This is a genomic window from Streptomyces sp. NPDC050704, from assembly GCF_040654355.1.
Lineage (GTDB): Bacteria > Actinomycetota > Actinomycetes > Streptomycetales > Streptomycetaceae > Streptomyces.
Map to the genome: position 1 here is coordinate 1 of NZ_JBFAHW010000021.1, position 20,621 is coordinate 20,621.

The window sequence follows — 20,621 nt, forward strand, 5'->3', positions numbered from 1 at the left end:
GGGACCGCTTCCACTACGTCCGCGTCGCCGTCATCATCGCCGCCCTCGCCTGCCTGGCGGCCGCCCGCACCTGAGCCCGCGGGCCGGCCCGGCGCCGGTGGCACACAATCCCCACTCCCCGGGCGGCAGCGGGCCACCGAAACCCCGGCGACCGCTTCCGGCCTGGTGCGGGGACGGCCGACCGGACCAGGGACGCGAACCTTGCTCGGCACGGGGATGAACCGGGGGCTGTCCGCGGCCTGTCCTGCGGTCAGTACGATCCACAGCGGGCGGCACCTGCGGTCGGCGGCAAGGTGGATCTTGCTGGTCCGCCCGCCCCGTGAGCGCCCGAGCAGGGCGGCCTTCGGCCGGACTTCCGGTCATGGGTGTGGTTGCCGGGTCATGTAGGGGTATTGACGCGGTAAAGCGGCAGGTCAGGTGTTGTTTTGAGTACGGTCGGCGTCGAGTCCGGTGACCAGGCCTCGCAGGAGGGGGCCGTACTCCGGGTGGGCGAGGGCGAACGCCATCTGGGCGACCAGGTAGTCGGCCGGATTGCCGGTGTCGTACCAGCTGCCCTTGATGACCTGCCCGTACACCGCGCGGGTGGTGGCGTAGGCGTTGATGGCGTCGGTCAGGTAGACCTCGCCGGTCCTGTGCTCGTACCAGCGGCGGGTCTGCTCGCGCAGTTCGTCGATGATGCCGGGGGTGACGACATAGCCGCCGATAGCCGCGTACGACGACGGGGCGGCAGTTGGCTCGGGCTTTTCGACCAGGCCGGTGATCCGCAGTTGGCCACCTCCGAGGTCTTCCTTGACGATGGGCACGCCATAGCGCTGGGAGTCGGCGGGATCCATCGGCAGGAGGGCCAGCACCGGGCAGCCGGTCTGCTCATATGCGCGGATCAGCTGCTGGGCGCGGGGGACCTCGGCCACGAAGACGTCGTCGGGCCACAGCACCAACACGGGCTCGTCGCCGAAGGAACGGGCGGCGTTCAGCACCGGGGTGCCGTTGCCGTAAGGGCCGTACTGGTCGAGGTAGGTGATGTGGCCCTGGCGGGCCAGCTCCGCGACCTCCTCCACCGCGTCCGCGTAGGCTGTCTTGCCGTCCTCGCGGAGTTTTTCGACGAGGGCGGGGTTGGGGCGGAAGTGGTCCTGGATGAGGCTCTTACCGCCGGAGACGACGATGGTGATGTCGGTGATGCCGGAGTCCACCAACTCGCGGACGGTGTGCTCGATGACCGGCTTGTCGCCGACCGGGAGCATCTCTTTCGGCGTCGCCTTCGTCAGGGGCAGCAGACGGGAGCCGAGTCCGGCGGCGGGGATCACGGCCCTGCGAATCGTCGGGGACATCAGGTCTCTCTCGGTCGAGCGGCACACCGTACCGGCTGGCACGGCACCGGAAAAGGCGCCTACCGGCGACAGCGTAAGTCACGGTTGACCTCACTCGACACTGTTCCCGTGGAGGCGCTGGAGGACGACACCAGAGTGCGCCGAAGGCAGAACGGGTCACCGGACCACGAAGCAGAAACAACCCTCAAGATTTCTGGCACATCACAGCGGCGGCGAATACGCGCTGCTTCCACTCCCGCATGCTCAGGCGGCCGTGTGGTCGCTCCCCCGGCTCTCGTCGGAGCCCTGTGGATTGCCGCTCGTGACAAGCGCCGCCCGGGGGTGCTGCACAGAGGCCAGGGAGACGAGATCCCTCCCGAAACAGGGCCGCGGTGAGCCAGACAGACAGGACGCGGACCTTCCGTTCCCAGGTGGGCACGGCCAGGACGTGTCCCAGCGTCGCCACCGCTCCCAGGCTGCTGTGACGGTAGCTTCGGATCCTGCCTCCGTGCAGGCCGGCTGCGATGTTCTTTGCAAGGCGCCTGCCTTGTCGCACGGCGTGCTGAGCGTTGGGCACCGTGTGCGCCCCCGGCACGGGCGAAGCCAGATCGGGAACAGCCGCACCGTCGCCGGCCGCCCACACATCCGGCACAGGCTCGCTGTCAAGGCAACCACCGCCCAGCCGAACTTCCTGGTGCGCCGGTGCTTCTTGGCGCGGAACCCGCCGATCCGCATCCGCGCGTACGAGCCGATCTGGTCAAAGGCGTGGGCCGCCTTCGGCGCCAGGCCGAGTTCGGCCAGCAGGCCCTTCAGCCGCTCCAGGGCAGCTTCGGCCTGCTCGCCGCTGGCACACATCACCACCGCGTCGTCGGCATAGCGCACCAGCACCCTGTGATCCCGTGATCCCGTGTCGACCACACCCGGTCCAGCCGGTGCAGATAGACATTGGTCAGCAGCGGGGAGACCACCCTGCCCCGCGGAGTGCCGGACACCGGCCGACGGACCTGACCGTTCGCCATGACCCCGGCCCGCAGCATCGCGCGCGCAGAGGCTTGAGAACCCGAGCGGTCCACGACAGGTTCCTCGACCGCCTGCATCAACTTCTCAGGATCAATCGCCTCAAAGCAGTTGGCGATGAAGGCCTCGTCATAACTGCGCTAACGCCGCACCCGGGGCATCCCCAGACCGATCCACGAGATGATCTCCCGCTGGATCTCGTTGTTCCCGCCGCCGAAGGTGAAGATCACGGCCGAGCGGTAGCCGCGCTCCAGTTCGCCGTGGAGCACCGCGCCCGCCGAACCCTCCTTGAGGACACCGGCCGCCGCGACGACCTCCATGAGCCAGGCGTAGGCGTCCCGGCGGGCCTCGGAGCCGTACACCTTGACCGCGGAGGCGTCCTGCGGGGTCAAGGTGCCCTCCTGGACGGCGTTCACCATCTGCCAGTTGAGGAGTTTCATCGCGTCGAGCTTGGTGTGGGTCTGGGCGAGGCGACGGCGTACCCAGGGCAGGTCGACGACGCGGCGACCGTCGGCGAGTTTGGTCTCCATGGCCCAGCGCTGGACGTCGTGCAGGGCCCGGATGGCCATGGTGCCGTGCGCGGCGAGGGTGACGCGCTCGTGGTTGAGCTGGTTGGTGATCAGCCGCCAGCCCTTGTTCTCCTCGCCGACCCGGCGGGAGGCGGGGACGCGGATGTTCTCGTAGTAGCTCGCGGTGGTGTCGTGGGAGGCGAGGGTGTTGATGAGTGTGCAGGAGTAGCCGGGGTCGGAGGTCGGTACGAGGAGCATGGTGATGCCCTTGTGGGGCGGGGCGTCGGGGTCGGTGCGGACCGCGAGCCACACCCAGTCCGCCGTATCGCCGTTGGTCGTCCAGATCTTCTGCCCGTTGACCGTGTAGTGGCCGGTGGCTTCGTCGCCATCCCGGACCGCGCGGGTCTTCAGCGCGGCCAGGTCCGTGCCCGCGTCCGGCTCGCTGTAGCCGATCGCGAAGTCGATCTCGCCGGAGAGGACCTTCGGCAGGAAGTACGCCTTCTGCTCCTCCGTGCCGAACTGCATGATCGTCGGCCCGACCGTGTTCAGCGCCATCAACGGCAGCGGTACGCCCGCCTGGGCGGCCTCGTCGAAGAAGATGAACTGTTCCATCGGGCTCAGGCCGCGCCCGCCGTACTCCTTCGGCCAGCCCACACCGAGCCAGCCGTCGGAGCCGAGCCGCCGGATGGTGTCACGGTAGAAGCGCTTCTGCGTCGCCGGGTCGCCGTACCGGGCATGCACATGGTCCGGCACCAGATCGGCGAAGTAGGCGCGCAGTTCGGTGCGCAACTCCTGCTGCTCCGGCGTGTATTCGAGATGCACGGCGCCTCCTGGATCCCACTGGCCTGCTGCCGGCCTGCTGCTTCGGCTGTCCGGACTGACGGCGCACACCGTAGAACCTGTTGCAGAAATTGGGAATGCCGGTGACGTACGCACCTACGCGAAAGGCCCCCGGACGGTGGTCCGGAGGCCCTTCTGTGAGCGACTCTGAGTGAACGGCTCAGTGTGCGACGGGAGTTGCCCGCGCTTCGGGCGACTTCCCCTCGGTCCTGGCCGGCTTGGGGGCAAGTACGCGCTCCGCGAGCACTCCGAAGACCAGCCCGAAGGCGGTCCACAGGGTGACCTGGATGGCCAGGGCGGCGAGGCGGTACTGCCAGAGGAGGGTGCCCGGGAAATCCTTCGGCACCTCGTTGAAGGACGGCAGGAACACGTACGCGAGTCCGACGACGAGCACGAAGAACGCACCCGCGGCGATCGTGGCGTTCCAGTTGCCCAGACGCCCCGCGAGACGCTTGCCGAGGATCACGGTGGCGACGGCGAGCAGCACGCTCAGCGCCACCATCAGGAAGAACAGGGCCGTGCGCTGGTTGAGGGTGTCGGGGTCGCCGACGGCCGGCGGGTTGGCGGGGTACTTCAGGAACGGCACGACGTAGACCGCGAGCAGGCCCGCGGTCGCCAGCAGCATGGCGCTCGCGCGCGGCCCGAAGCGGCCGATCCTGCCGAGTGCGAAGCAGTACGCGAGGGCGGCGATCCCGCCGAACGCGACGCCGTAGACGAGCACGCCGGTGGACAGGCCGCCGGTGGACTGCATCGTACGGCTCACGAGTTCGGTCCCACCGTGTTCGTGGGAGTGGGACTCCTCGAACGCGATGGCTTCGTCGACGCGGGGTTCGCCCAGGAAGTAGGAGACGACCAGGGCGAGCAGGCCCGCGGCGAGACCCGCGAGCATGCCGCGCACCAGGAGGTTTCTGACGGTGACGGAGTTCATGGAGTTGTCCTGTCGGTCCCTTTGGTCACTTTCGCCGTCAGTGGCAGGGGAAGCCGAGCAGGTGGCGGGCGTCGTGCACCCACTCGTGCACGCCCTCGCCGGAGACCAGGGAGGTGGCGCCCTGTTCGGCGCCGACGAAGTAGAGCAGCACCAGCATCAGAACGCCGAAGAAGACCGCCCAGGGGGCGATCGCGCCGATCGGCATTTTTGCGGGTACGGCAGGGGTGTTCACGGTCGGCTGAGCGACGGACTGTGCCATGTGGCAGGACCTCCTGGGGAACTCGCGTCCCATCGTGGTGGTGCATGAGGACGACGGCCACGGGTCTGACTTGCCCGGCCTTCACCGCTCCTGGTGGGGGCGGTTGGTGCGGGGCTTACAGTGGCGCGACCGTGCCGGATTTCCACCGGCTTCCGTCGAACCGTCGTCAATATCGACGAGAAGGTACCGCGAAGCGGAGGCGCGGCCAAGGGCGCATGGGGTGACGGGCGTGCGCCGGGCACCTGGTCACGCCACCAAATCCCGGTCGGGGCAAGGGTATTGAGTACGTGTGGAGTGCGGGAGTGGGCCGATGACCAGCCGAGTGATGTTGATCTCACCAGCGATGAGTGTGGCGCTGCGAGAAGCGCGTTTCGATGACGGATGCCCCGTCGAAGCGGCCGGACTGCGGCTCGCCGAGACCGCCGCGGCCTCGCTGCCCGCCGCCGACCGGGTCTTCGTCTCGCCCGGCGTGCGCTGCCGGGAGACGGCCGTGGCACTCGGCCTCGATCCGGTCGCCGAGCCCGGGTTGGCAGGCCTGGACGTGGGCCGCTGGCGAGGCGCGACCCTCGCCGAGGTGAGCTCCGATGAACCGGAGGCGGTGGCGCGATGGCTCGCGGACCCTTCGTCCGCCCCGCACGGCGGTGAGTCGGTACGCGATCTGTGCGAACGGATCGCGAAGTGGCTGGAATCGGTGGCAGGGCTCGGCTCGGGCCGGATCGTCGCCGTCGTCGAGCCGGAGGTCGTACGCGCCGCGGTGGCCGGGGCGCTCGGAGCTCCGGAGTCGGCGTTCTGGCGGATCGATGTGCCGCCGCTGACCGCGACGGAGTTCAGCGGACGGGACGGGCGCTGGAATGTACGGGTGGGGCGGGCGCTCGGGGAATGACGCCCGGGTGGCGCTTCGCGGCGGGGCGGGGCGTGCGGTCGGAGTGACCGTCTGACCGGCTGATCACGCAGCTCACACAGCTCACGCCGGGGAAGGAGACCTCCAGCTCCAGTCGTGCGGCGGCGAGGCTCGGCCCGCTCACTGGCTGGCTGGCTGACCACCGTTCCCGCCCGTCGTCCTCGGGCCATCGTCGTCGGTCCGGCGGGGCCGTCAGCCAAGCAGGGCGAGAAACTCCGTGCAGGCCCGCGCGCAGTCCCGGCAGGCCTGGGCGCCCTCTTCGGCGCCGGGGCCGCGGTCGAAGACGTGCGCGGTTTCGAGGCAGACGGCGCGGCACCACTCGACCTGGGCACGCATCCCCGCCTCGTCGCTCTGCACGGTCTCCTCGGCGAGGGCGCGGCAGGTCGCGTCGCACACTTCCGCGCACAGGATGCCCTTGCGCCGCAGCTGTTGCTGATCATCGGGGCCGTCGAGGTCGGCGAGGCTCGCGCGCAGGGCGCACACCCGGGCGCACTCGGTGCAGGCCTGCGCGCAGGCGAACCGATCCTCGAGGAAACGGACGAGTTCCTGCTGCTCTGTTGCTGACACGTCGTTCGGGTAGCCGGACACCGTCACGCCAAACCCTCACCGGTCGTGCTGGTCCACGGCGGCCACCGGCCGTAGGACGGGGCTGCTGTCCGACGCCCTGCCACCGCTGTCCCTTCGTGACCGTCGTCAGTCCGGCAGTACCAGTCGTCGTCAGTCCGGCAGTACAAGCCGGCAGGTCTCCCCCGGCTCCACGCGGACCGCGTGGCCCGGCAGCCGGACGTCGATGGGCGACCGGTCGGAGGCGGGCACCGCGATCTCCAGGCTGCCCCGCTCCAGGCGCAGCCGTACGCCCCAGTGGCCCTGGTAGCGGAGGGCGAAGCCGTAGGAGGACAGCTCGGGCAGCGGGACCGGGTCCAGCCACAGGGCGCCCTGGCGCGTTTCGAGGCCGGTCAGTCCGCGCTGGACGAGGTCGAGGGTGCCGGCCATGGCGCCCAGGTGGATCCCCTCCCCCGTGGTCCCGCCCTGCAGATCGGCGATGTCGCCCTGGAGTGCCTCCTGGCAGAACTTCCACGCCTCGGCGCGCCGGGCCCTGGCGAGCACCCAGCCGTGGACCAGGCCGCTGAGGGTGGAGCCGTGGCTGGTGCGGTGCAGGTAGTAGTCGACGGTGCGCCGCCAGGTGTCCGCGTCGAGGCGGTGGCCCAGCCGGCGGAACAGGCCTTCGAGTTCGGCGGGCGAGAAGAGGTAGCCGAGCATCAGGACGTCGGCCTGCTTGGACGCCTGGTAGCGGTTGACCGTGTCGTCCTCCGCCTCCAGGATCCGGTCCAGGCGCCGGATGTCGCCGTACCGCTCGCGATAGCCGTCCCAGTCGAGCTCCACGAGGTCGCCGTAGCCCTCGAACTGGCTGATGACGTCGTCGTGGAAGGGCACGTGCAGGGTGCGGGACACCTCCTCCCACAGTTCGAGCTCGCCGGCGTCCAGGGCCGTCCGCTCGACGAGTTCCCGCCGACGCGGTTCGGGCAGGGCCTGAAGCACTTCGAGCGTACGGGTCAGCACCCAGGCGGCCATGACGTTCGTGTACGCGTTGTCGTCGAGGCCGGGTACCTCGGCTCCGGGGTAGGCGTCGTGGTACTCGTCGGGCCCGACCACGCCCCGGATGCGATGCCGCCCCAGGCTCTCGTCGTAGCTGGCCGAGTCGGCCCAGAAGCGGGCGATCTGCAGCAGCATCTCGGCACCCTTGGTGTGCAGGAACTCGGCGTCCCCGCTCGCCTCGCAGTACTGCCACACGTTGTACGCGACGGCCGAGCCGACGTGGTGCTGGAGCCGGGAGTGGTCGGGCAGCCAGCGCCCGGAGCGCGGGTTGAGATGCAGCTCCTGGGTCTCCTCGCGGCCGTCGCTGCCGCTCTGCCAGGGATAGAGCGCACCGGTGCGGCCGATGGCGCGGGCGGCGGAGCGGGCCTGTTCGAGGCGCCGGTGGCGGTAGTGGAGCAGCGCGCGGGACACCTCGGGGAAGTGCAGGTCGAGGTACGGCAGGACGAACAGCTCGTCCCAGAAGACATGCCCGCGGTACGCCTCGCCGTGCAGTCCCCGGGCCGGTACGCCCACGTCGAGGTCGGCGGTGTGCGGGGAGAGCGTCTGCAGGACGTGGAAGAGGTGCAGCCGCAGGATGCTGCCCGCCTCGCCGGGCACCTCCAGTTCGGCTCGCCGCCACAGCTGGCCCCAGGCCGTGCTGTGCGACTCCAGCAGATCGTCGAAGCCGGGCGCCTCGCTCACCCGGTCGATCGCGGCGCACAGCGGGTCGCTGATCGCCGGGTCGTGCGAGGTGTGCAGGGCGACGCACTTGTCGACGGTGGCGGTGCGGCCGGGAGCCAGGTCGAGGCGCGTGCGCTGGGTGGCGCGCAGGGGGCCGTGCCGGGTCGTGACCGGCGCGTCCGCGGTGAACCGGGCCGCCATGCCGACGCGGATGTCCGAGGTACGGGTACGGCAGCGCAGCCACACCGTGTCCGGGGCGGCGGTGTCGGTGTGCACGTGGGTCAGGTGGCGGCCGTCCAGGTCCGCGTAGCGGGGCACGCCCCCGTTGGCGACGGCCCCGTCGAGGGCCGCCTCGACCTCGATCTCGCCGGAGAAGTTCTCCGCCGTGAACTCGGTGCGCAGGGCCGCCAGATGAGGGTCGGCCATGTGCACGATGCGCAGTTGGCGCACGGCCAGGGTGCGGCCCTCGTCGTCGCGGTAGCGCGTACGGCGCTCCAGCAGGCCGGTGGACAGGTGGAGGGTCTGGTGGTGGTCGAGGACCGTCGCGGTGTCGGGGGTGAGCCACGCTCCCGGGCCCTGGCCGCCGTTTCCGTCACCGTCGCCGAGCAGGCGGAAGCGGAGCGGGAGCCAGTTGGGCAGGTTGACCATGTCCTCGTTCTCGACCCGGCGTTCCGCCACCTCGGAGGTGAGCCGGTTGTAGCAGCCCGCCGCGTACGTGCCCGGATAGTGCACGTCGTCCGCCACGCACTCGGGAATCGCTCCGCGGGTCGCGAAGTAGCCGTTGCCCAGCGTGCACAGGGATTCCCTGAGCCTCTCGTCCGCGGCATCGTAGCCCTCGTAGTCCCAGGTCCAGCCCGTCACGTCGGTACGCCTCCCTCGGTCTCCTCGGTCTCCTCGGTCTCCTCGGTCTCCTCGATGAGTTCTCCCAGGTCGCGGACGACGAGGTGGGCGCCGTGCCGCAGCAGTCGTTCCCGGGTACCCGGACCGGCCGTGCGATCCACCCCGATGACCAGAGCGAACCCTCCCCGGCGGCCCGCCTCCACTCCTGCCAGGGCGTCCTCGACGACGGCGGTGCGGCCGACGGGGATGCCGAGCCGCCGGGCCGCCTCCAGGAACAGGTCGGGCTCCGGTTTGCCCGGCAGGCCCAGCCGGGCCGCCTCGCCGCCGTCGACCAGTACGTCGAAGAGGTCGCGTACGCCGGCCCTGGTCAGGAGTTCACCGGCGTGGCGGGACGCGGAGGCCGCCGCGAGGGGCATCCCCTCGCGCCTCAGCGCTCGCAGCAGCCGCACCGTCCCCGGGTAGGCGTCGATGCCCTCCTCGCGCAGCCGCTCGGTGAACAGCCGCTCCTTGTCGGCGGCGACCTCGCGCACCGTCTCGGCGGGCAGGTCGAGGCCGCGTGAGGCGAGAAAGGCGGCGGCGCCCTCGAGGCGTGACTTGCCGTCCACGTACCGCAGATAGTCGTCGTGCGTGTCGAACGGGCGCCGCTGGTCGGGGTCTTCGGGCGGTTGGTCGCGCAGGAACGCGTCGAAGGCGGTCTTCCAGGCGGCTGCGTGCACCCGGGCCGAGTCGGTGATCACTCCGTCGGTGTCGAGGACGACGGCCCGGATGTCCCGCAGCGCGGGTGCGAGCCCGCCGGGGGACTTGCCGGACGGGGCGGGCCGGGGGTTCACGGCCGCTCCGCCACGTGGCCGGTGAGGTCCGGCGGTCGGTTGCCGCAGCCCCACTTGTCGTAGCGGCCGGAGTCCTTGACGAGGTCGCCGTGGTTGGTGCCCACTCGGACTGGCACGGTCATGAGTACTCCGTAGGTTGTCGGGCGGCAGGGCCTTGCGGGCCGGTCCCTCGCCCCTGGCGCGGGGCACCCTGACGGCCGGGTGGTCTTCGGCCGCGTCGTGGAGTACCCCGTCCAGCGGGACCGAAGCCCGCGCCGCGTGTACGGCGCCGGTTCGTCGGCGAGCATCGGATGGCCGGTGCGCTCGTGCGCGGGGCAGCGCCGGGCCCGCACCACGGCCGGCGCGCACCCGCGAGACATCGCCTCTTCCGGCACCGGTCTTCGGGCACCGGCTCGGTGGAGACCCTCACGTCGGGGATGCGCCGGCGGGCGTGTTCCGCCGCGGAAGGCGACGATGCTCCCGGCGAACATCTGCACAGAGCCTGCGGAGCCGACGGATCCCGCCGGCCCAAGACCGGTCTCTACGACGGCGGTTCGCCGCCCGGCCGGGCGGCCTTCAGGTCGGCGAGCAGTTCCGCCTGGCCCGCGAGAACCCCCGACAGGATGGTCCGCGCGACTCTCAGCAACTCCGCCACGTGAGGGCTGGTGAGCGAGTAGTACACCGTCGAGCCCGCCTTGCGGGTCACGACCAGATTCGCGCGTCGCAACACGGCCAACTGCTGGGACAGATGCGCCGGCTCGATACCCACCTCGGGCAGCATCTCCGCGACCGCGTACTCCCGCTCGCTCAGCAGTTCCAGCACTCGGATACGCGCCGGATGCCCCAGCGTCTTGAAGAACTCGGCCTTGAGTTGGTACAGCGGCGTACTCATGCTGCCGCCCTCTCCCCCACCGGGCCGCACGACCGTCCCGGCCGGTCCTCGGCGCACAGCATCCACCCACTCGTCACACACATACGGCCCATCCTCCCTGAGGCCGGCGGCTCCGTCGCCCAAGGGGGGCCGGTCCCCGCTGCCATGCGGCTCAGAGGGGAGGGCCGACTCAGAGGGGCAGGGTGATCCAGATGCTCTTGCCCTTCTCGTCGGCGTCGCCGCGTACGACCGCGGTGCCGCCGAGGCCGAGCGTGAGTTCCATGACGGTTCCGAGCCCACCGGCGCCGGCCGCGATCCCGAGCAGGGACGGTTGGTACGGGTGACGGTCGTGGACGGCGAACGCCAGACAGTCGGCGCCCGCCGCGTAGATGACCGTGAGCTGCGGTGAGAGCGCGGCGGCGTGCCGGACGCTGTTGGTGACCAGTTCGCCGAGGATCAGGAGCGCCGGATCGACCGCGGGGTGGCGAAGGCTGATTCCCCACTCCTTGAGGATCTGTTCGGCGGTCTCACGTGTGATCCGTACCGCGGACGGCACCGCGGGAAGGGTCAGCACGTGGCGGTGGGGCAGAGCTTCGAGGGTCATGGCCGTCAGGCCTTCACCGCGGCCGTGCGCGGGGCGGCGGGGCCGGCGCCGCTCATCGGACCGCCTCCTCGTTCGCGGTGCGGGCGTCCGGGACGCTCTTCGATCGCGGGACGACGGGCAGCAGGCCGGCCGACCGCAGGTGGTCGCGGGCCCCGTTGATCGCCTCGGGGGTGGTGGCGTACTCACGGCCCTCCCTGCGCAGCAGGCCGAGCGCGCCGACCGAGTCCAGGGCCTGGCGCTGGCCGGGACGGATCCCGGAGGTCATCACGATGATGCCGCGCCGGTTCAGTTTCTCCACCGCGTCCTTGAGGACCAGCGCGCCGGTGGCGTCCATGGTGCTGACCCGGGACAGGCGCAGGATCACGACCCGTACGTCGGCGACGTCGGTCAGCTCCAGCAGGAAGCGGTGGGCCGCGGCGAAGAACAGCGGCCCGTCGATCCGGTACGCCACGATGTGCTCGGCCAGCAGTGCGTGTTCCTCGGCGCTGTGGTCGCCCCGGTCCAGCGGCACCTGGTCGAAGCGGGCCTGCTTGGCGACCGCGCGCAGGGCGAGGCCGCCCGCGACGACCAGGCCGATGATCACGGCGTAGACCAGGTCGAGTGCCAGGGTGGCGACGGCGGTGAGGACGAGGATCACCGCGTCCGAGCGGGTGGCCCTCGCCATCGCCCGTAGCGAGCCGATCTCGACCATGCGGATCGCGGTCGCGAGGAGCACGCCCGCGAGCGCCGCCAGCGGGATCTTCGACACCAGCGGGGCCGCGGCGAAGACGATGAGGGCGAGGATCGCGGCGTGGGTAAGGGCGGCCAGTCGCGAACCGGCGCCCGTACGGACGTTGACGGCGGTCCGTGCGATCGCCCCCGTCGCCGGCACCCCGCCGAACAACGGCGCCGCGATGTTGGCCACGCCCTGACCGAACAACTCCCGGTCGGGATCGTGTTTCTGACCGACCGTCATGCCGTCGGCGACCGAGGCCGACAGCAGCGACTCGAGCGCGGCCAGCGCCGCCACCGCGACAGCGGGGGCGAGGAGGGAACCGAGCGCGCTCACGTCGAGGAAGCCGAGCGAGGGCGCCCGCAGTCCGGAGGGCAGGTCGCCGATCGGCGCGGCCGCGTCCAGATCCGCCAGCTGGGCCACGACCGTGGCCGCGATGACGGCGACGATGGAGAAGGGGACGGTCGGCCGCAGGCGGGCCCCGACCAGCATGACCACGGCGACGCCGGCCGCGAGGGCCACGGCGGTCCAGTTCGGCTGCCGGGCGAACTCCTCGACCGCCCGCCAGGTGACCACCAGCACACGGTCGCCCTCCGGCGCGGCCACGCCCAGCGCGTTCGGCACCTGCTGGAGGCCGATGACGCAGGCGATGCCGAGGGTGAACCCCTCGACCACGGGCGCCGGCACGTACTGCATGTACTTGCCGGCCCGCAGCGCCGCCAGTGCGACCAGCATCAGGCCGGCCAGCAGTCCGACGGTGAGCACGCCGGTGGGCCCGTGCTCGGCGACGATCGGCACGAGGACGACCGTCATCGCCCCGGTCGGCCCGGACACCTGCAGATTCGACCCGCCGAAGACCGCGGCGAGCGCGCCGGCGATGACCGCGGTCGCCAGCCCCGCTTCCGCACCCAGGCCCGAGGAGACCCCGAAACCCAGTGCCAGCGGCAGTGCGACGATCGCCACCGTCAGCCCGGCCAGCAGATCCCGGCGAGGGCTACGGCCCATCTCCGTCATGTCGGCGCGGGCAGGCAGCAGTACAGCGAGCCGGGCCCACACCCGGCCGATCCCCGAGGTCATCGCGCGACGACCTCGACTTCCTGGAGCTCCGCCAGGAGTTGATCCCGCCCCGCCAGCATCTCGGTCAGGATCCGCCGCGCCGCCCGCATCAGATCCGCGACGTCTCCGCCCGCCAGTTCGTAGACCACCGTCGACCTGTCCCGCGTCGAGGTGACGATGCCCGAGCGCCGCAGTAGGGCGAGTTGCTGCGACAGGCTGGACGGCTCCACCTCGATGGCGGCCAGCAGGTCGCGTACCGGCATCGGCCCGTCCTGCAACAGCTCCAGGACCCTTATGCGCACCGGATGCCCGAGCATGCGGAAGAACTCGGCCTTGGCCTCGTACAGCGGAACCGACACGACCCCTCGACTTCCCATCCCGGACGTCCGTCCCGGTGCTCTGCGGAGGCTGTACCCCACGACCACCGGCGGACACAGCCACCACAGCATCTAGCGAATTGCTGACTTTTGCAATTCATAATCTCATTGAATACGCCGACGCCTCACGCGCAGCTCACGGGGCGGTCCGGGGTCCCGCACCGCACGTCGAGCAGGAAGTGACGGAAGCGTGTCGAAGTTATTGACGCGCTCGCGCCCGCATCCTACGGTCTGACCGATTTACCGAACCGCGTTCGACATATCGAGCAGCCGCTCCGCAACCCCGCACCCCGGCAACCAACCCGGAGTGGGCGACCACTGACCCGCGACAACGTTCGGATCGGCAACCAAGGAGGCCTCGTGCGCATCGCGGGCATGCTCACCGGGACAGCACTCAGTGCCGTGTTGGCGGCGGTGGCGGTGGCGGTACCGACGCAGGCGTCGGCCGCGACGACCATCGTCGTGGCCGTGAACGGAGACGACTCCGCCGCGGGCACCCTCGCTCAGCCACTGCGGACCATCCAGAAGGCCGTGGACAAGGCGAAGCCGGGTGACGTCATCGCGGTGCGGGGCGGTACGTACGCCCTCACCGACAACATCACCATCACCACCTCGGGAACGGCGTCGCAGCCGATCTCCCTCGGCGCCTACCAGGGCGAGCGGGTCGTGATCGACGGAGAGCGGCTGCCCGCCAGCCACACCCCGGTCGGCGGCAGCATCCCGCGCGCCGAGCGCGGCGCCATCCACCAGGAGGCCTCCTACTGGAAGGTCTCCGGCCTGGAGATCGTCAACGGGCCGTACGGCGTCTACTGCGACGGCTGCAACAACAACGTGTTCTCCCGGCTGACCACGCACGACAACTACGAGTCCGGCTTCCAGCTCCAGGGTGCCTCCAGCAACAACCAGATCCTGAACCTGGACAGTTACGGCAACCGCGACCCGCGCAAGAACGGCGAGAGCGCGGACGGGCTCGCCATCAAGGAAGGCAGCGGGACGGGCAACGTCGTGCGGGGCGCGCGGCTGTGGAACAACGTCGACGACGGCTACGACGCCTGGAAGTTCGCTTCGCCGGTCCTCGTCGAGAACACGATCGCGTACGGCAACGGCTTCAACCGGTGGAACTTCCCCGACTTCGCGGGCGACGGCAACGGCTTCAAGATGGGCGGCGGAAGCCCGGCGCCGGCGGTCGCCCACACGCTGCGCAACTCGGTCGCCTTCAAGAACGCGAAACACGGTGTCACCGACAACAGCAACCCGGGGGCGCTCGCCCTGAGCCGCAACTCCACCTACGGCAACGCGGGCACGGGCTTCGACGTCGACGGCGCGGGTGGCAAGGCCGTCCTCACCGCCAACCTCTCCGTCGCGGACGCAAGCCCCGCCGCACTCGGCTCCGCCACCAGCTCCCAGGGCAACTCCTGGGATCTGGGCGGCACTTGGAACGAGTCGTCGGTCGTGAGCACGGGCACGGCCGCCATCACGGGGCCGCGTACGTCCGATGGCTCCCTGCCGGCCGCCCGGGACTTCCTCGTCCCCAAGAACGGCGCCGCTGTCGGAGCCCGCTTCTGAACCACCGGTGGGGCCCCGGGACGGACGACCCCGGGGCCCCACCGGACCTGGCACAACTCAGGAACAAGGAGAGCCGCACGTGAACAGAGCAGACAGACCCACCGCCGCGCCGGACGAAACCGGCGTCTCCCCCGCCTTCACCCCGTCCCGCCGCAGCCTGCTGCGGGCGATGGCGGCCCTGCCCGTCTCGGCGGTCGTCCTGGGCGGACTGCCGGGCCTGCTCGACACGGCCGCGGCGGCGGCACCGCCCCGCGGCTCCGCCACCCGCTACACCATCGTGCCGTTCCTCAACAGCACCGACGGCACCGTCAACGTCTACCAGTCCGACGATGCCACGGACTTCCGGCTCCTCAGGGCGTCCGCGTACACGCCGCCCGCCAACCGGATCCGCGACGCCAGCATCATCAAGCACACCGACGGCTACTACTACATCACCTACACCACGCACACCTGGCAGGACACCAGCACCACCATCGGTTTCGCCCGCAGCTCGGACCGTCTCAACTGGACGTTCCTGTACGACTACACCGTCCCCATCGCGAACCTGTCGCGCGCGTGGGCCCCGGAGTTCTTCGTCGACAGCAACGGCAGCGTGAACATCCTCGTGTCCTGCTCCACCGCCAACGACCAGTGGATCTTCACGCCGTATCTGCTCAGGGCCACCAACTCCGCGCTCACCGCGTGGAGTTCACCCGTCGCCCTGTCCGGCATCGGGGCCAACCACATCGACACGTTCGTCGTGAAGATCGGCTCCACCTACCACGCCTTCACGAAGAACGAGACGTCGAAGTACATCGAGTACGCCACCGCCACCGCCCTCGCCGGCCCGTACACGATCCGCAGGACCGGGAACTGGGCGGGCTGGGGCAGCACCCGCGAGGGCGCCGCACTGATACAGCTCGACAACGGCGCGTGGCGGATCTTCTTCGACGGATACGGCGACAGCAGCTACTACTACAGCGACAGCTACGACACCTTCGCCACCTGGAGCGCGCCCAAGAAGCTGCCGGGCATCTCCGGCACCGCGCGCCACTTCACCGTGATCAAGGAGACGGTCTCCGGCGGGGTGACCCTGCCGACCGGCGTCACCCGCTCGTTCCGTTCGGCCAACCTCACCACCCGCCACTGGCAGGACCAGTCCGCCCTGCTCAACCTCCCCGTGGTGTCCGGCTCCAGCAGCGCCGCGGAGAGGCAGGCGTCCACGTTCACGATCGTGGCGGGGCTGGCCGACGGGAACGGCTACTCCTTCCGGAACGCGGCCGGCAACTACCTACGCCACTGGGACTTCCGGGCCCGCTTCGACGCGAACGACGGCTCGTCGACGTTCGCCAGGGACGCCACGTTCGTCGCCCGCACGGGTACGGCGAGCGGTTCGGTGCGCCTGGAGTCGTACAACTACCCCGGCTACTACCTGCGCCACTACAACTACCAACTCCGCGTGGACCCGTCGGACGGCACGGATCTCTTCCGCCAGGACAGCTCGTTCGTGGCGGTGAACCCGCTCTGACCTGCGCGGCAGCCTCGCTTGGCGAAAGCCGTTGCACATCGGTTGCACACTTGTGGCGGCCAACTGCGGAGCGGTGGCCGCTTGCCTGATGAGTTCCGAGATCATGACTTTCTCCTGCTCTTCCGGCCAGTGACGGATGGACCTGGCGCACGTTTCCTTCGTGCACCAGGTCGGTGGTCACGCGTGAGGTCGGCGTGATGTCTCTTCCGCCGTGAGCGCGGCGCCAAAGCCGCCTCAGGCAAACCGGGAGGCGCCGGGATGCCGTACAACTCCTCGAAAGAGGCTGGTGCGTTCTCCCAGTCCACTTCCAAGGCGAAGCCGTACGTCTCCAGCGTCTCGGCGAGCGTGCCGTGCCTCATCCGCGCCTGAACACTCCGGGGCGGAATCCCGGCAGCGATCAGGACAGCGTCCATGAAGTCCCGCAGGTCGCGGAACGTAGCCGTGGCAGGAACCATGACTCCGTTGGCGCGCGCCCGTTCCTTCGCTCGGTTGAATGCCTCGGACAGCGTGTTCCGTGCGAGCGGCGTTCCACGCCGAGTCACCGTGACGAGTTGGTCGTACTCCTCGGGACGGGGAGTCCAACCGCTCGTCCTGCGATGACGCAGTGCACGAGCAGACAGGGGTGCCGTCCGCCGCTCCATGTGTGCCGCGTACGTCTCCACGAGGAACGACCCCATGGGGATCACTAAGTAGCTGTGCGCGGTCTTCAGAGGTACCGCTTTACCGCGCTGACGCTGCTCCGACACCTCCATCTTCTCCAAGCGGCACTTCATGTCGGTTTTGCGCACCGCAGCGGCCTCCATGCTGCGCAAACCCTGAAGAGCTCCATACCAGATGAGTATTTCAAACGCAGGATCGATATATTCGGCCAGGGCGACCACATGCTCCCAAGTCAGCCTGGCTTTCTGCCTACGCTCCGAAGAAAGCTTGATGCCGATTACCTGATTCCCTGGCATCAGGTGACCAAAATTGGGATCGTCGAGTGCCGCAGACAGCATGGAGGAAAGCGCCTTCTTCACTTGATGCCGATAACTATTCATCATCCCGTCGGCTCGCAGCGCTGCAAAGAATTTTTTGTATTCAGACCTCCGCACCTCTGTAATGGGGCGGGTCCCAAGGCGCGGCACTACATACCCGCGCAGTCGGAAGCCATACCCCTCGATCGTGCTGCTGCGCACGTCGTGCTCTTCGAGGAAGGTCGCCACATACTCGGCGATCGTCGGCACTTGGAGTGACCTCCTCTGCCGTCGATTCGGAAGTGGGTCGCGACCTTCCTCAACGGCCGCTCGCTGACTGCGTTGATAGGCGATGGCAGCGGTCTTCTTGTTCTTCGGGAAGGTTTTGGTCAGCTGACGGCCGTCGTGGTCCCGCCAGCGTGCCTGCCATCGCTTCTCACAGCCGTGGTCGGCACTGGGGACCAGACCCGGGTGCTCGGGGCATCCTGGTTCGCCTTTCTTCGGTCGGGACTTGTGCCAGCGGTCGTAAATTTCCTCCTTGGCCAACGCGCGTACCTCCTAGATCTGCATCTGTGGCGTGTCAGACCGCGCGCGATTGCGATTCGATGCATCGGTCGACATCCGTCTCCCGATAGCGCAGCGACCTGCTGCCCATGCGGTGCGGTTCCGGTCCCCGGTGCTCCACATCCCAGGTGCTCGCCCAGTTGTAGAGCGTTTTGCGTTTCACACGGAGGCGGTCGGCCGTCTCCTGCGCTGTCAGCCAGCGCTCAGAGGAGCGGGGGGATTTCGTCAACGGAAACCTCCAGCAGTCGGCCGCTTTGCCTCCACGAGAACGGGGTGAATGGCGTGAATGTCAGCGGGGCAGGCTGCGTCAACGCATGCGAGCGCGTGTCGGAGGATCCAGCTGCCAGCCTGCGGTGCGAAGTCCACCCGCCACGGCATCCCACTCAGGTTCTTGCGCGGGAGGGCCTGGGTGCGGTCGGCCCCGGCGCGCTGGACGGACTCCCGCAGTTTGCCCAGAGCGCGGCGGCCCCGCGCAGTGCTGGTGCGCATGGGGTCGCTGGCGCGCCCGGGCGGCGTAGTGCTGTAGGAGTCGCCGAGGTTGAGCCACACCGTGCCGGTGGCCGTCAGCACCCGGCGCAGCTCGGCGAACACGCCGCGCAGGGCGTCGACGTAGTCCTCGGGGGGCCTCCAGTCCGTACTGGCGGTCTTGGCGGACGGCGCCGCAACGTCGGCAGGTGCGGGGATGGCTGGGCGGGGCAGTGCTGGTACCCCGCCCGGTGGAGTGCGTGCAGGCGGGGTTGCCGCCGACCCACTGGCCGGTGCCATAGTCGCGCAGTCCCCAGTACGGGGGTGAGGTGACCACGCAGTCCGCTGCGTTGTCGGGGAGTTCGCGCAGGACCTCGACCGCGTCGCCGGTGTACAGGGTGACGGCGTCACCGGCGAAGTACGGGGTGATCATGCCACCTCCTGTGGCATGGCGTCGTGAGCCGCCTGCCTTTCGACGGAGGGCCGCTGCAGCGGGTGTGGGGGGCGAAGAACGGCGGCTGCGGCCGCTTCGTCCGGGGCTCGGAAGATCAGAACGTCATGGTGGGCGGGTAGCGTGATCGGATGGCCGGTGGCGCGCTCGTGGCGGGCGGCGCACCGGCGCTGCGCCATAGATGCCGGAACGAGCAGGCGGTCGCCGCGGAGTTCGGCCAGCAGGGCCACACACCGGTCGACGGGCACCAGTCCGGCGCTACGCGCGGCGTCGTGGGCGTACCCGGTCAGGTCCAGCAGCCGGCTGTGCTGTCGGTGCGGCCGTACGGTGACGACGATGTGGCCGCCGGGGCGCAGCAGGGGCCGGCACTCGATCAGCGCCTGATGCAGGCGGGTGGCCGGGACGTCCGATTCAGCTTCGCCGTTGCCCGGCCGACCGGGCTGGTGGGCGGATGCGGTGGGGCGCAGGGCGGTCAGGATGAGGGTGATGTGCCCGGGCAGTCCGGCCAGCCGGGTAGCGGCGGAGGCGGGCGAGTGGTCGAGCACCATGCCGTCTGGGGTGGCGCCGTCGTACTTGGCGGCTGTGATGTTGGCGCGGGCGACGGGCCACCAACGGGGCTGGCCGGTCAGTCCGATGGCGTGCCGGCCGGAGCGCAGGGCTTCGGTCAGCACGGTGCCCGCGCCGCAGTCCGGGTCCAGGACGGTGTCGCCGGGGTGGGTGTAGGTGGTGATGGCGTGGGCGGCGACGGCCGGGGGCATCCGGCCGGAGTCCTGGCCGGTCTCAGGAACGTAGCGGCCTTCGGCGAGTTGGGCGTGGGTGTCGAGCTGTCCGGTGGGCCAGACCGAGAGGAGCGGGCGGGGCCGTGCGAGGGGCTGCGGGAAGCGGGCGGTCATCGGCGCTCCTCTCCTATGGGGTCGGAAGCGTGCGGGGGGCGGGCGAACAGCAGGAGGTCGGCGTGCACCCGTATGTGCCGCGGGGTCGTAACGCCGGGAGCGGCGTCCGAGGGAAGGACGGCCGACAGGTCCGGCTCGGGGGCGAGGGCGCCATCGCGGACGGGGAGTTGAAGGAGCGCTATGTGGTCGAGCGGCGCCAGTCCGGCGCTGCCGACGGCACGTGTTACGAGGCCGCCCGGGTCGATCAGCCTGCCCCGCCGACGGTCACTGTGGGTAATGACGGCGAGAACTCCTGAGGGAGTCAGCAGCCTGCCCCACGAGACGTCGTGGACCCATTGCGGGTGGTGTGGATCGACGAGAGCGATGACCGCGTGGTAGCGGTCCGGGCCGACTGCGGTCGGTCCTCGGCGTCGCCGGATTGGTCGGTGGCCGGTCGGTGCGGGAGGGACCGATTCGGCTGGCAGTCGGTGTACCGACTGCCACGCCGGGGACGCGGCGTCCTCGGCGGTGCGGGTGTCGAAGTCGGGGTCGGTGGCGGCGGCTTCGAGGGTGCGGCCGAGTCGGCTTGCGGTCCCGGCCGCCTCAATCAATGCGGGCAGCAGTCCGTCTTCGGTCCCGGTGCCCGGTGTGGCCCGGTCGGGGGTGGGGGTGCCGGGGGCGGTGGGCGGGGCGAGGAGCAGCACGCGGTGGCTGGGCCGGGTGTAGGTGGCAACGACCTGGATGATGGCCTCCGTCAGCCATGGTTCGATCACGCGGGCGTCGGGGTGGCTGGGGTGCTGGGCGACCGGCCAGACGGAGCCCGGGCGCCGGGGACGCCTGAGCCGGTGGATGCGTGCACTGCGGCACGCCGGCATGGGCCACGGCCGGTGCTGGTCTGGCGGGGTGGGGGCGCGGTGCGGGGACTGCGGGCGGGGCGGTGTCATGCCCATTCTC

At 70.1% G+C, this 20,621-nt stretch carries 21 protein-coding genes, 3 pseudogenes and 1 riboswitch; of the genes and pseudogenes, 4 read left to right on the top strand and 20 right to left on the bottom strand.

The window, feature by feature from the left end:
- Positions 1-146: 146 nt before the first annotated feature.
- The 3 genes and pseudogenes from AB0I18_RS14475 to AB0I18_RS14485 all read right to left on the bottom strand — a co-directional run.
- A pseudogene (locus AB0I18_RS14475) lies at positions 147-353 on the bottom strand (IS5/IS1182 family transposase); the annotation flags it as partial.
- Between the two features lie 60 nt (positions 354-413).
- Positions 414-1,328: a UTP--glucose-1-phosphate uridylyltransferase gene (locus AB0I18_RS14480; RefSeq protein ID WP_363105779.1), complete on the bottom strand. Its 915-nt coding sequence runs from the start codon at positions 1,326-1,328 to the stop codon at positions 414-416.
- Positions 1,329-1,571: 243 nt separating this feature from the next.
- A pseudogene (locus AB0I18_RS14485) lies at positions 1,572-1,998 on the bottom strand (NAD(P)/FAD-dependent oxidoreductase); the annotation flags it as partial.
- Between the two features lie 11 nt (positions 1,999-2,009).
- Here AB0I18_RS14485 and AB0I18_RS14490 point away from each other — a divergent pair.
- Positions 2,010-2,210, top strand: a complete 201-nt coding sequence (locus AB0I18_RS14490) for a hypothetical protein (protein ID WP_363105780.1) — start codon at positions 2,010-2,012, stop codon at positions 2,208-2,210.
- A 254-nt stretch (positions 2,211-2,464) separates the two neighbouring features.
- On the opposite strand, the gene AB0I18_RS14495 is transcribed toward AB0I18_RS14490, so the two are convergent.
- The 3 genes from AB0I18_RS14495 to AB0I18_RS14505 form a co-directional block, all read right to left on the bottom strand.
- Positions 2,465-3,655, bottom strand: coding sequence for an acyl-CoA dehydrogenase family protein (locus AB0I18_RS14495; RefSeq protein ID WP_363105781.1), 1,191 nt, complete (start codon positions 3,653-3,655; stop codon positions 2,465-2,467).
- A 178-nt stretch (positions 3,656-3,833) separates the two neighbouring features.
- Positions 3,834-4,601 carry a CbtA family protein gene (locus tag AB0I18_RS14500; protein WP_363105782.1) on the bottom strand — a complete coding sequence of 256 codons (768 nt, stop codon included), beginning with the start codon at positions 4,599-4,601 and terminating at the stop codon, positions 3,834-3,836.
- Positions 4,602-4,638: 37 nt separating this feature from the next.
- The gene (locus AB0I18_RS14505) at positions 4,639-4,860 is read right to left on the bottom strand and encodes a CbtB-domain containing protein (RefSeq protein ID WP_363105783.1); all 222 of its coding nucleotides are present in this window, start codon (positions 4,858-4,860) and stop codon (positions 4,639-4,641) included.
- A 37-nt stretch (positions 4,861-4,897) separates the two neighbouring features.
- A riboswitch (cobalamin riboswitch) is annotated at positions 4,898-5,040 on the bottom strand.
- Between the two features lie 130 nt (positions 5,041-5,170).
- Between AB0I18_RS14505 and AB0I18_RS14510 the strand changes: the two genes are divergently transcribed.
- Positions 5,171-5,743 carry a histidine phosphatase family protein gene (locus AB0I18_RS14510; RefSeq protein WP_363105784.1) on the top strand — a complete coding sequence of 191 codons (573 nt, stop codon included), beginning with the start codon at positions 5,171-5,173 and terminating at the stop codon, positions 5,741-5,743.
- A 210-nt stretch (positions 5,744-5,953) separates the two neighbouring features.
- Here AB0I18_RS14510 and AB0I18_RS14515 read toward each other — a convergent pair whose 3' ends face one another.
- The 8 genes from AB0I18_RS14515 to AB0I18_RS14550 all read right to left on the bottom strand — a co-directional run bounded on the left by AB0I18_RS14515 (position 5,954) and on the right by AB0I18_RS14550 (position 13,268).
- A complete protein-coding gene (locus tag AB0I18_RS14515) occupies positions 5,954-6,328 on the bottom strand; it encodes a four-helix bundle copper-binding protein (protein ID WP_363105785.1) in 375 nt (124 codons plus the stop codon).
- A 150-nt stretch (positions 6,329-6,478) separates the two neighbouring features.
- Positions 6,479-8,878, bottom strand: a complete 2,400-nt coding sequence (locus tag AB0I18_RS14520; protein WP_363105786.1) for a glycosyl hydrolase family 65 protein — start codon at positions 8,876-8,878, stop codon at positions 6,479-6,481.
- A complete protein-coding gene (locus AB0I18_RS14525) occupies positions 8,875-9,687 on the bottom strand; it encodes an HAD-IA family hydrolase (protein WP_363105787.1) in 813 nt (270 codons plus the stop codon). The genes AB0I18_RS14520 and AB0I18_RS14525 overlap by 4 nt, the downstream gene beginning before the upstream one ends.
- Entirely contained in the window at positions 9,684-9,809 is a 126-nt protein-coding gene (locus AB0I18_RS14530; protein ID WP_363105788.1) for a hypothetical protein, read from the bottom strand. Before AB0I18_RS14530 ends, AB0I18_RS14525 begins: the two co-directional genes overlap by 4 nt.
- 398 nt (positions 9,810-10,207) lie before the next feature.
- The gene (locus tag AB0I18_RS14535; protein ID WP_363105789.1) at positions 10,208-10,558 is read right to left on the bottom strand and encodes a metalloregulator ArsR/SmtB family transcription factor; all 351 of its coding nucleotides are present in this window, start codon (positions 10,556-10,558) and stop codon (positions 10,208-10,210) included.
- Positions 10,559-10,727: 169 nt separating this feature from the next.
- Complete coding sequence (locus AB0I18_RS14540) at positions 10,728-11,141, bottom strand: ATP-binding protein (RefSeq protein WP_363105790.1); 414 nt, start codon at positions 11,139-11,141, stop codon at positions 10,728-10,730.
- Between the two features lie 52 nt (positions 11,142-11,193).
- A complete protein-coding gene (locus AB0I18_RS14545; RefSeq protein WP_363105791.1) occupies positions 11,194-12,930 on the bottom strand; it encodes a SulP family inorganic anion transporter in 1,737 nt (578 codons plus the stop codon).
- The gene (locus AB0I18_RS14550) at positions 12,927-13,268 is read right to left on the bottom strand and encodes a metalloregulator ArsR/SmtB family transcription factor (protein WP_363105792.1); all 342 of its coding nucleotides are present in this window, start codon (positions 13,266-13,268) and stop codon (positions 12,927-12,929) included. Before AB0I18_RS14550 ends, AB0I18_RS14545 begins: the two co-directional genes overlap by 4 nt.
- Positions 13,269-13,661: 393 nt before the next feature.
- On the opposite strand from AB0I18_RS14550, the gene AB0I18_RS14555 reads away from it, so the two are divergent.
- Positions 13,662-14,852 (top strand): right-handed parallel beta-helix repeat-containing protein, encoded by a 1,191-nt coding sequence (locus tag AB0I18_RS14555; protein WP_363105893.1) that lies wholly within the window; start codon positions 13,662-13,664, stop codon positions 14,850-14,852.
- 169 nt (positions 14,853-15,021) lie between these two features.
- Positions 15,022-16,359, top strand: coding sequence for an AbfB domain-containing protein (locus AB0I18_RS14560; RefSeq protein WP_363105894.1), 1,338 nt, complete (start codon positions 15,022-15,024; stop codon positions 16,357-16,359).
- 101 nt (positions 16,360-16,460) lie between these two features.
- Here AB0I18_RS14560 and AB0I18_RS14565 read toward each other — a convergent pair whose 3' ends face one another.
- The 6 genes and pseudogenes from AB0I18_RS14565 to AB0I18_RS14590 all read right to left on the bottom strand — a co-directional run bounded on the left by AB0I18_RS14565 (position 16,461) and on the right by AB0I18_RS14590 (position 20,611).
- Complete coding sequence (locus tag AB0I18_RS14565) at positions 16,461-17,861, bottom strand: tyrosine-type recombinase/integrase (RefSeq protein ID WP_363105793.1); 1,401 nt, start codon at positions 17,859-17,861, stop codon at positions 16,461-16,463.
- A gap of 34 nt (positions 17,862-17,895) precedes the next feature.
- Positions 17,896-18,108, bottom strand: coding sequence for a helix-turn-helix domain-containing protein (locus AB0I18_RS14570; protein WP_363105794.1), 213 nt, complete (start codon positions 18,106-18,108; stop codon positions 17,896-17,898).
- A complete protein-coding gene (locus tag AB0I18_RS14575; RefSeq protein WP_363105898.1) occupies positions 18,105-18,470 on the bottom strand; it encodes a hypothetical protein in 366 nt (121 codons plus the stop codon). Before AB0I18_RS14575 ends, AB0I18_RS14570 begins: the two co-directional genes overlap by 4 nt.
- A gap of 169 nt (positions 18,471-18,639) precedes the next feature.
- A pseudogene (locus AB0I18_RS14580) lies at positions 18,640-18,777 on the bottom strand (site-specific DNA-methyltransferase); the annotation flags it as partial.
- A complete protein-coding gene (locus AB0I18_RS14585; protein WP_363105795.1) occupies positions 18,774-19,688 on the bottom strand; it encodes a DNA methyltransferase in 915 nt (304 codons plus the stop codon). The pseudogene AB0I18_RS14580 and the gene AB0I18_RS14585, both read right to left, overlap by 4 nt.
- Positions 19,685-20,611, bottom strand: a complete 927-nt coding sequence (locus AB0I18_RS14590) for a hypothetical protein (RefSeq protein ID WP_363105796.1) — start codon at positions 20,609-20,611, stop codon at positions 19,685-19,687. Before AB0I18_RS14590 ends, AB0I18_RS14585 begins: the two co-directional genes overlap by 4 nt.
- Positions 20,612-20,621: the final 10 nt, after the last annotated feature.

Coding starts and splice junctions, on each gene's coding strand:
- AB0I18_RS14480 (WP_363105779.1), bottom strand. CDS start 1,328: ATGTCCCCGACGATTCGCAGGGCCGTGATCCCCGCCGCCGGACTCGGC.
- AB0I18_RS14500 (WP_363105782.1), bottom strand. CDS start 4,601: ATGAACTCCGTCACCGTCAGAAACCTCCTGGTGCGCGGCATGCTCGCG.
- AB0I18_RS14505 (WP_363105783.1), bottom strand. CDS start 4,860: ATGGCACAGTCCGTCGCTCAGCCGACCGTGAACACCCCTGCCGTACCC.
- AB0I18_RS14510 (WP_363105784.1), top strand. CDS start 5,171: ATGACCAGCCGAGTGATGTTGATCTCACCAGCGATGAGTGTGGCGCTG.
- AB0I18_RS14530 (WP_363105788.1), bottom strand. CDS start 9,809: ATGACCGTGCCAGTCCGAGTGGGCACCAACCACGGCGACCTCGTCAAG.
- AB0I18_RS14535 (WP_363105789.1), bottom strand. CDS start 10,558: ATGAGTACGCCGCTGTACCAACTCAAGGCCGAGTTCTTCAAGACGCTG.
- AB0I18_RS14540 (WP_363105790.1), bottom strand. CDS start 11,141: ATGACCCTCGAAGCTCTGCCCCACCGCCACGTGCTGACCCTTCCCGCG.
- AB0I18_RS14545 (WP_363105791.1), bottom strand. CDS start 12,930: ATGACCTCGGGGATCGGCCGGGTGTGGGCCCGGCTCGCTGTACTGCTG.
- AB0I18_RS14555 (WP_363105893.1), top strand. CDS start 13,662: ATGCTCACCGGGACAGCACTCAGTGCCGTGTTGGCGGCGGTGGCGGTG.
- AB0I18_RS14560 (WP_363105894.1), top strand. CDS start 15,022: ATGGCGGCCCTGCCCGTCTCGGCGGTCGTCCTGGGCGGACTGCCGGGC.
- AB0I18_RS14585 (WP_363105795.1), bottom strand. CDS start 19,688: ATGACCGCCCGCTTCCCGCAGCCCCTCGCACGGCCCCGCCCGCTCCTC.
- AB0I18_RS14590 (WP_363105796.1), bottom strand. CDS start 20,611: ATGACACCGCCCCGCCCGCAGTCCCCGCACCGCGCCCCCACCCCGCCA.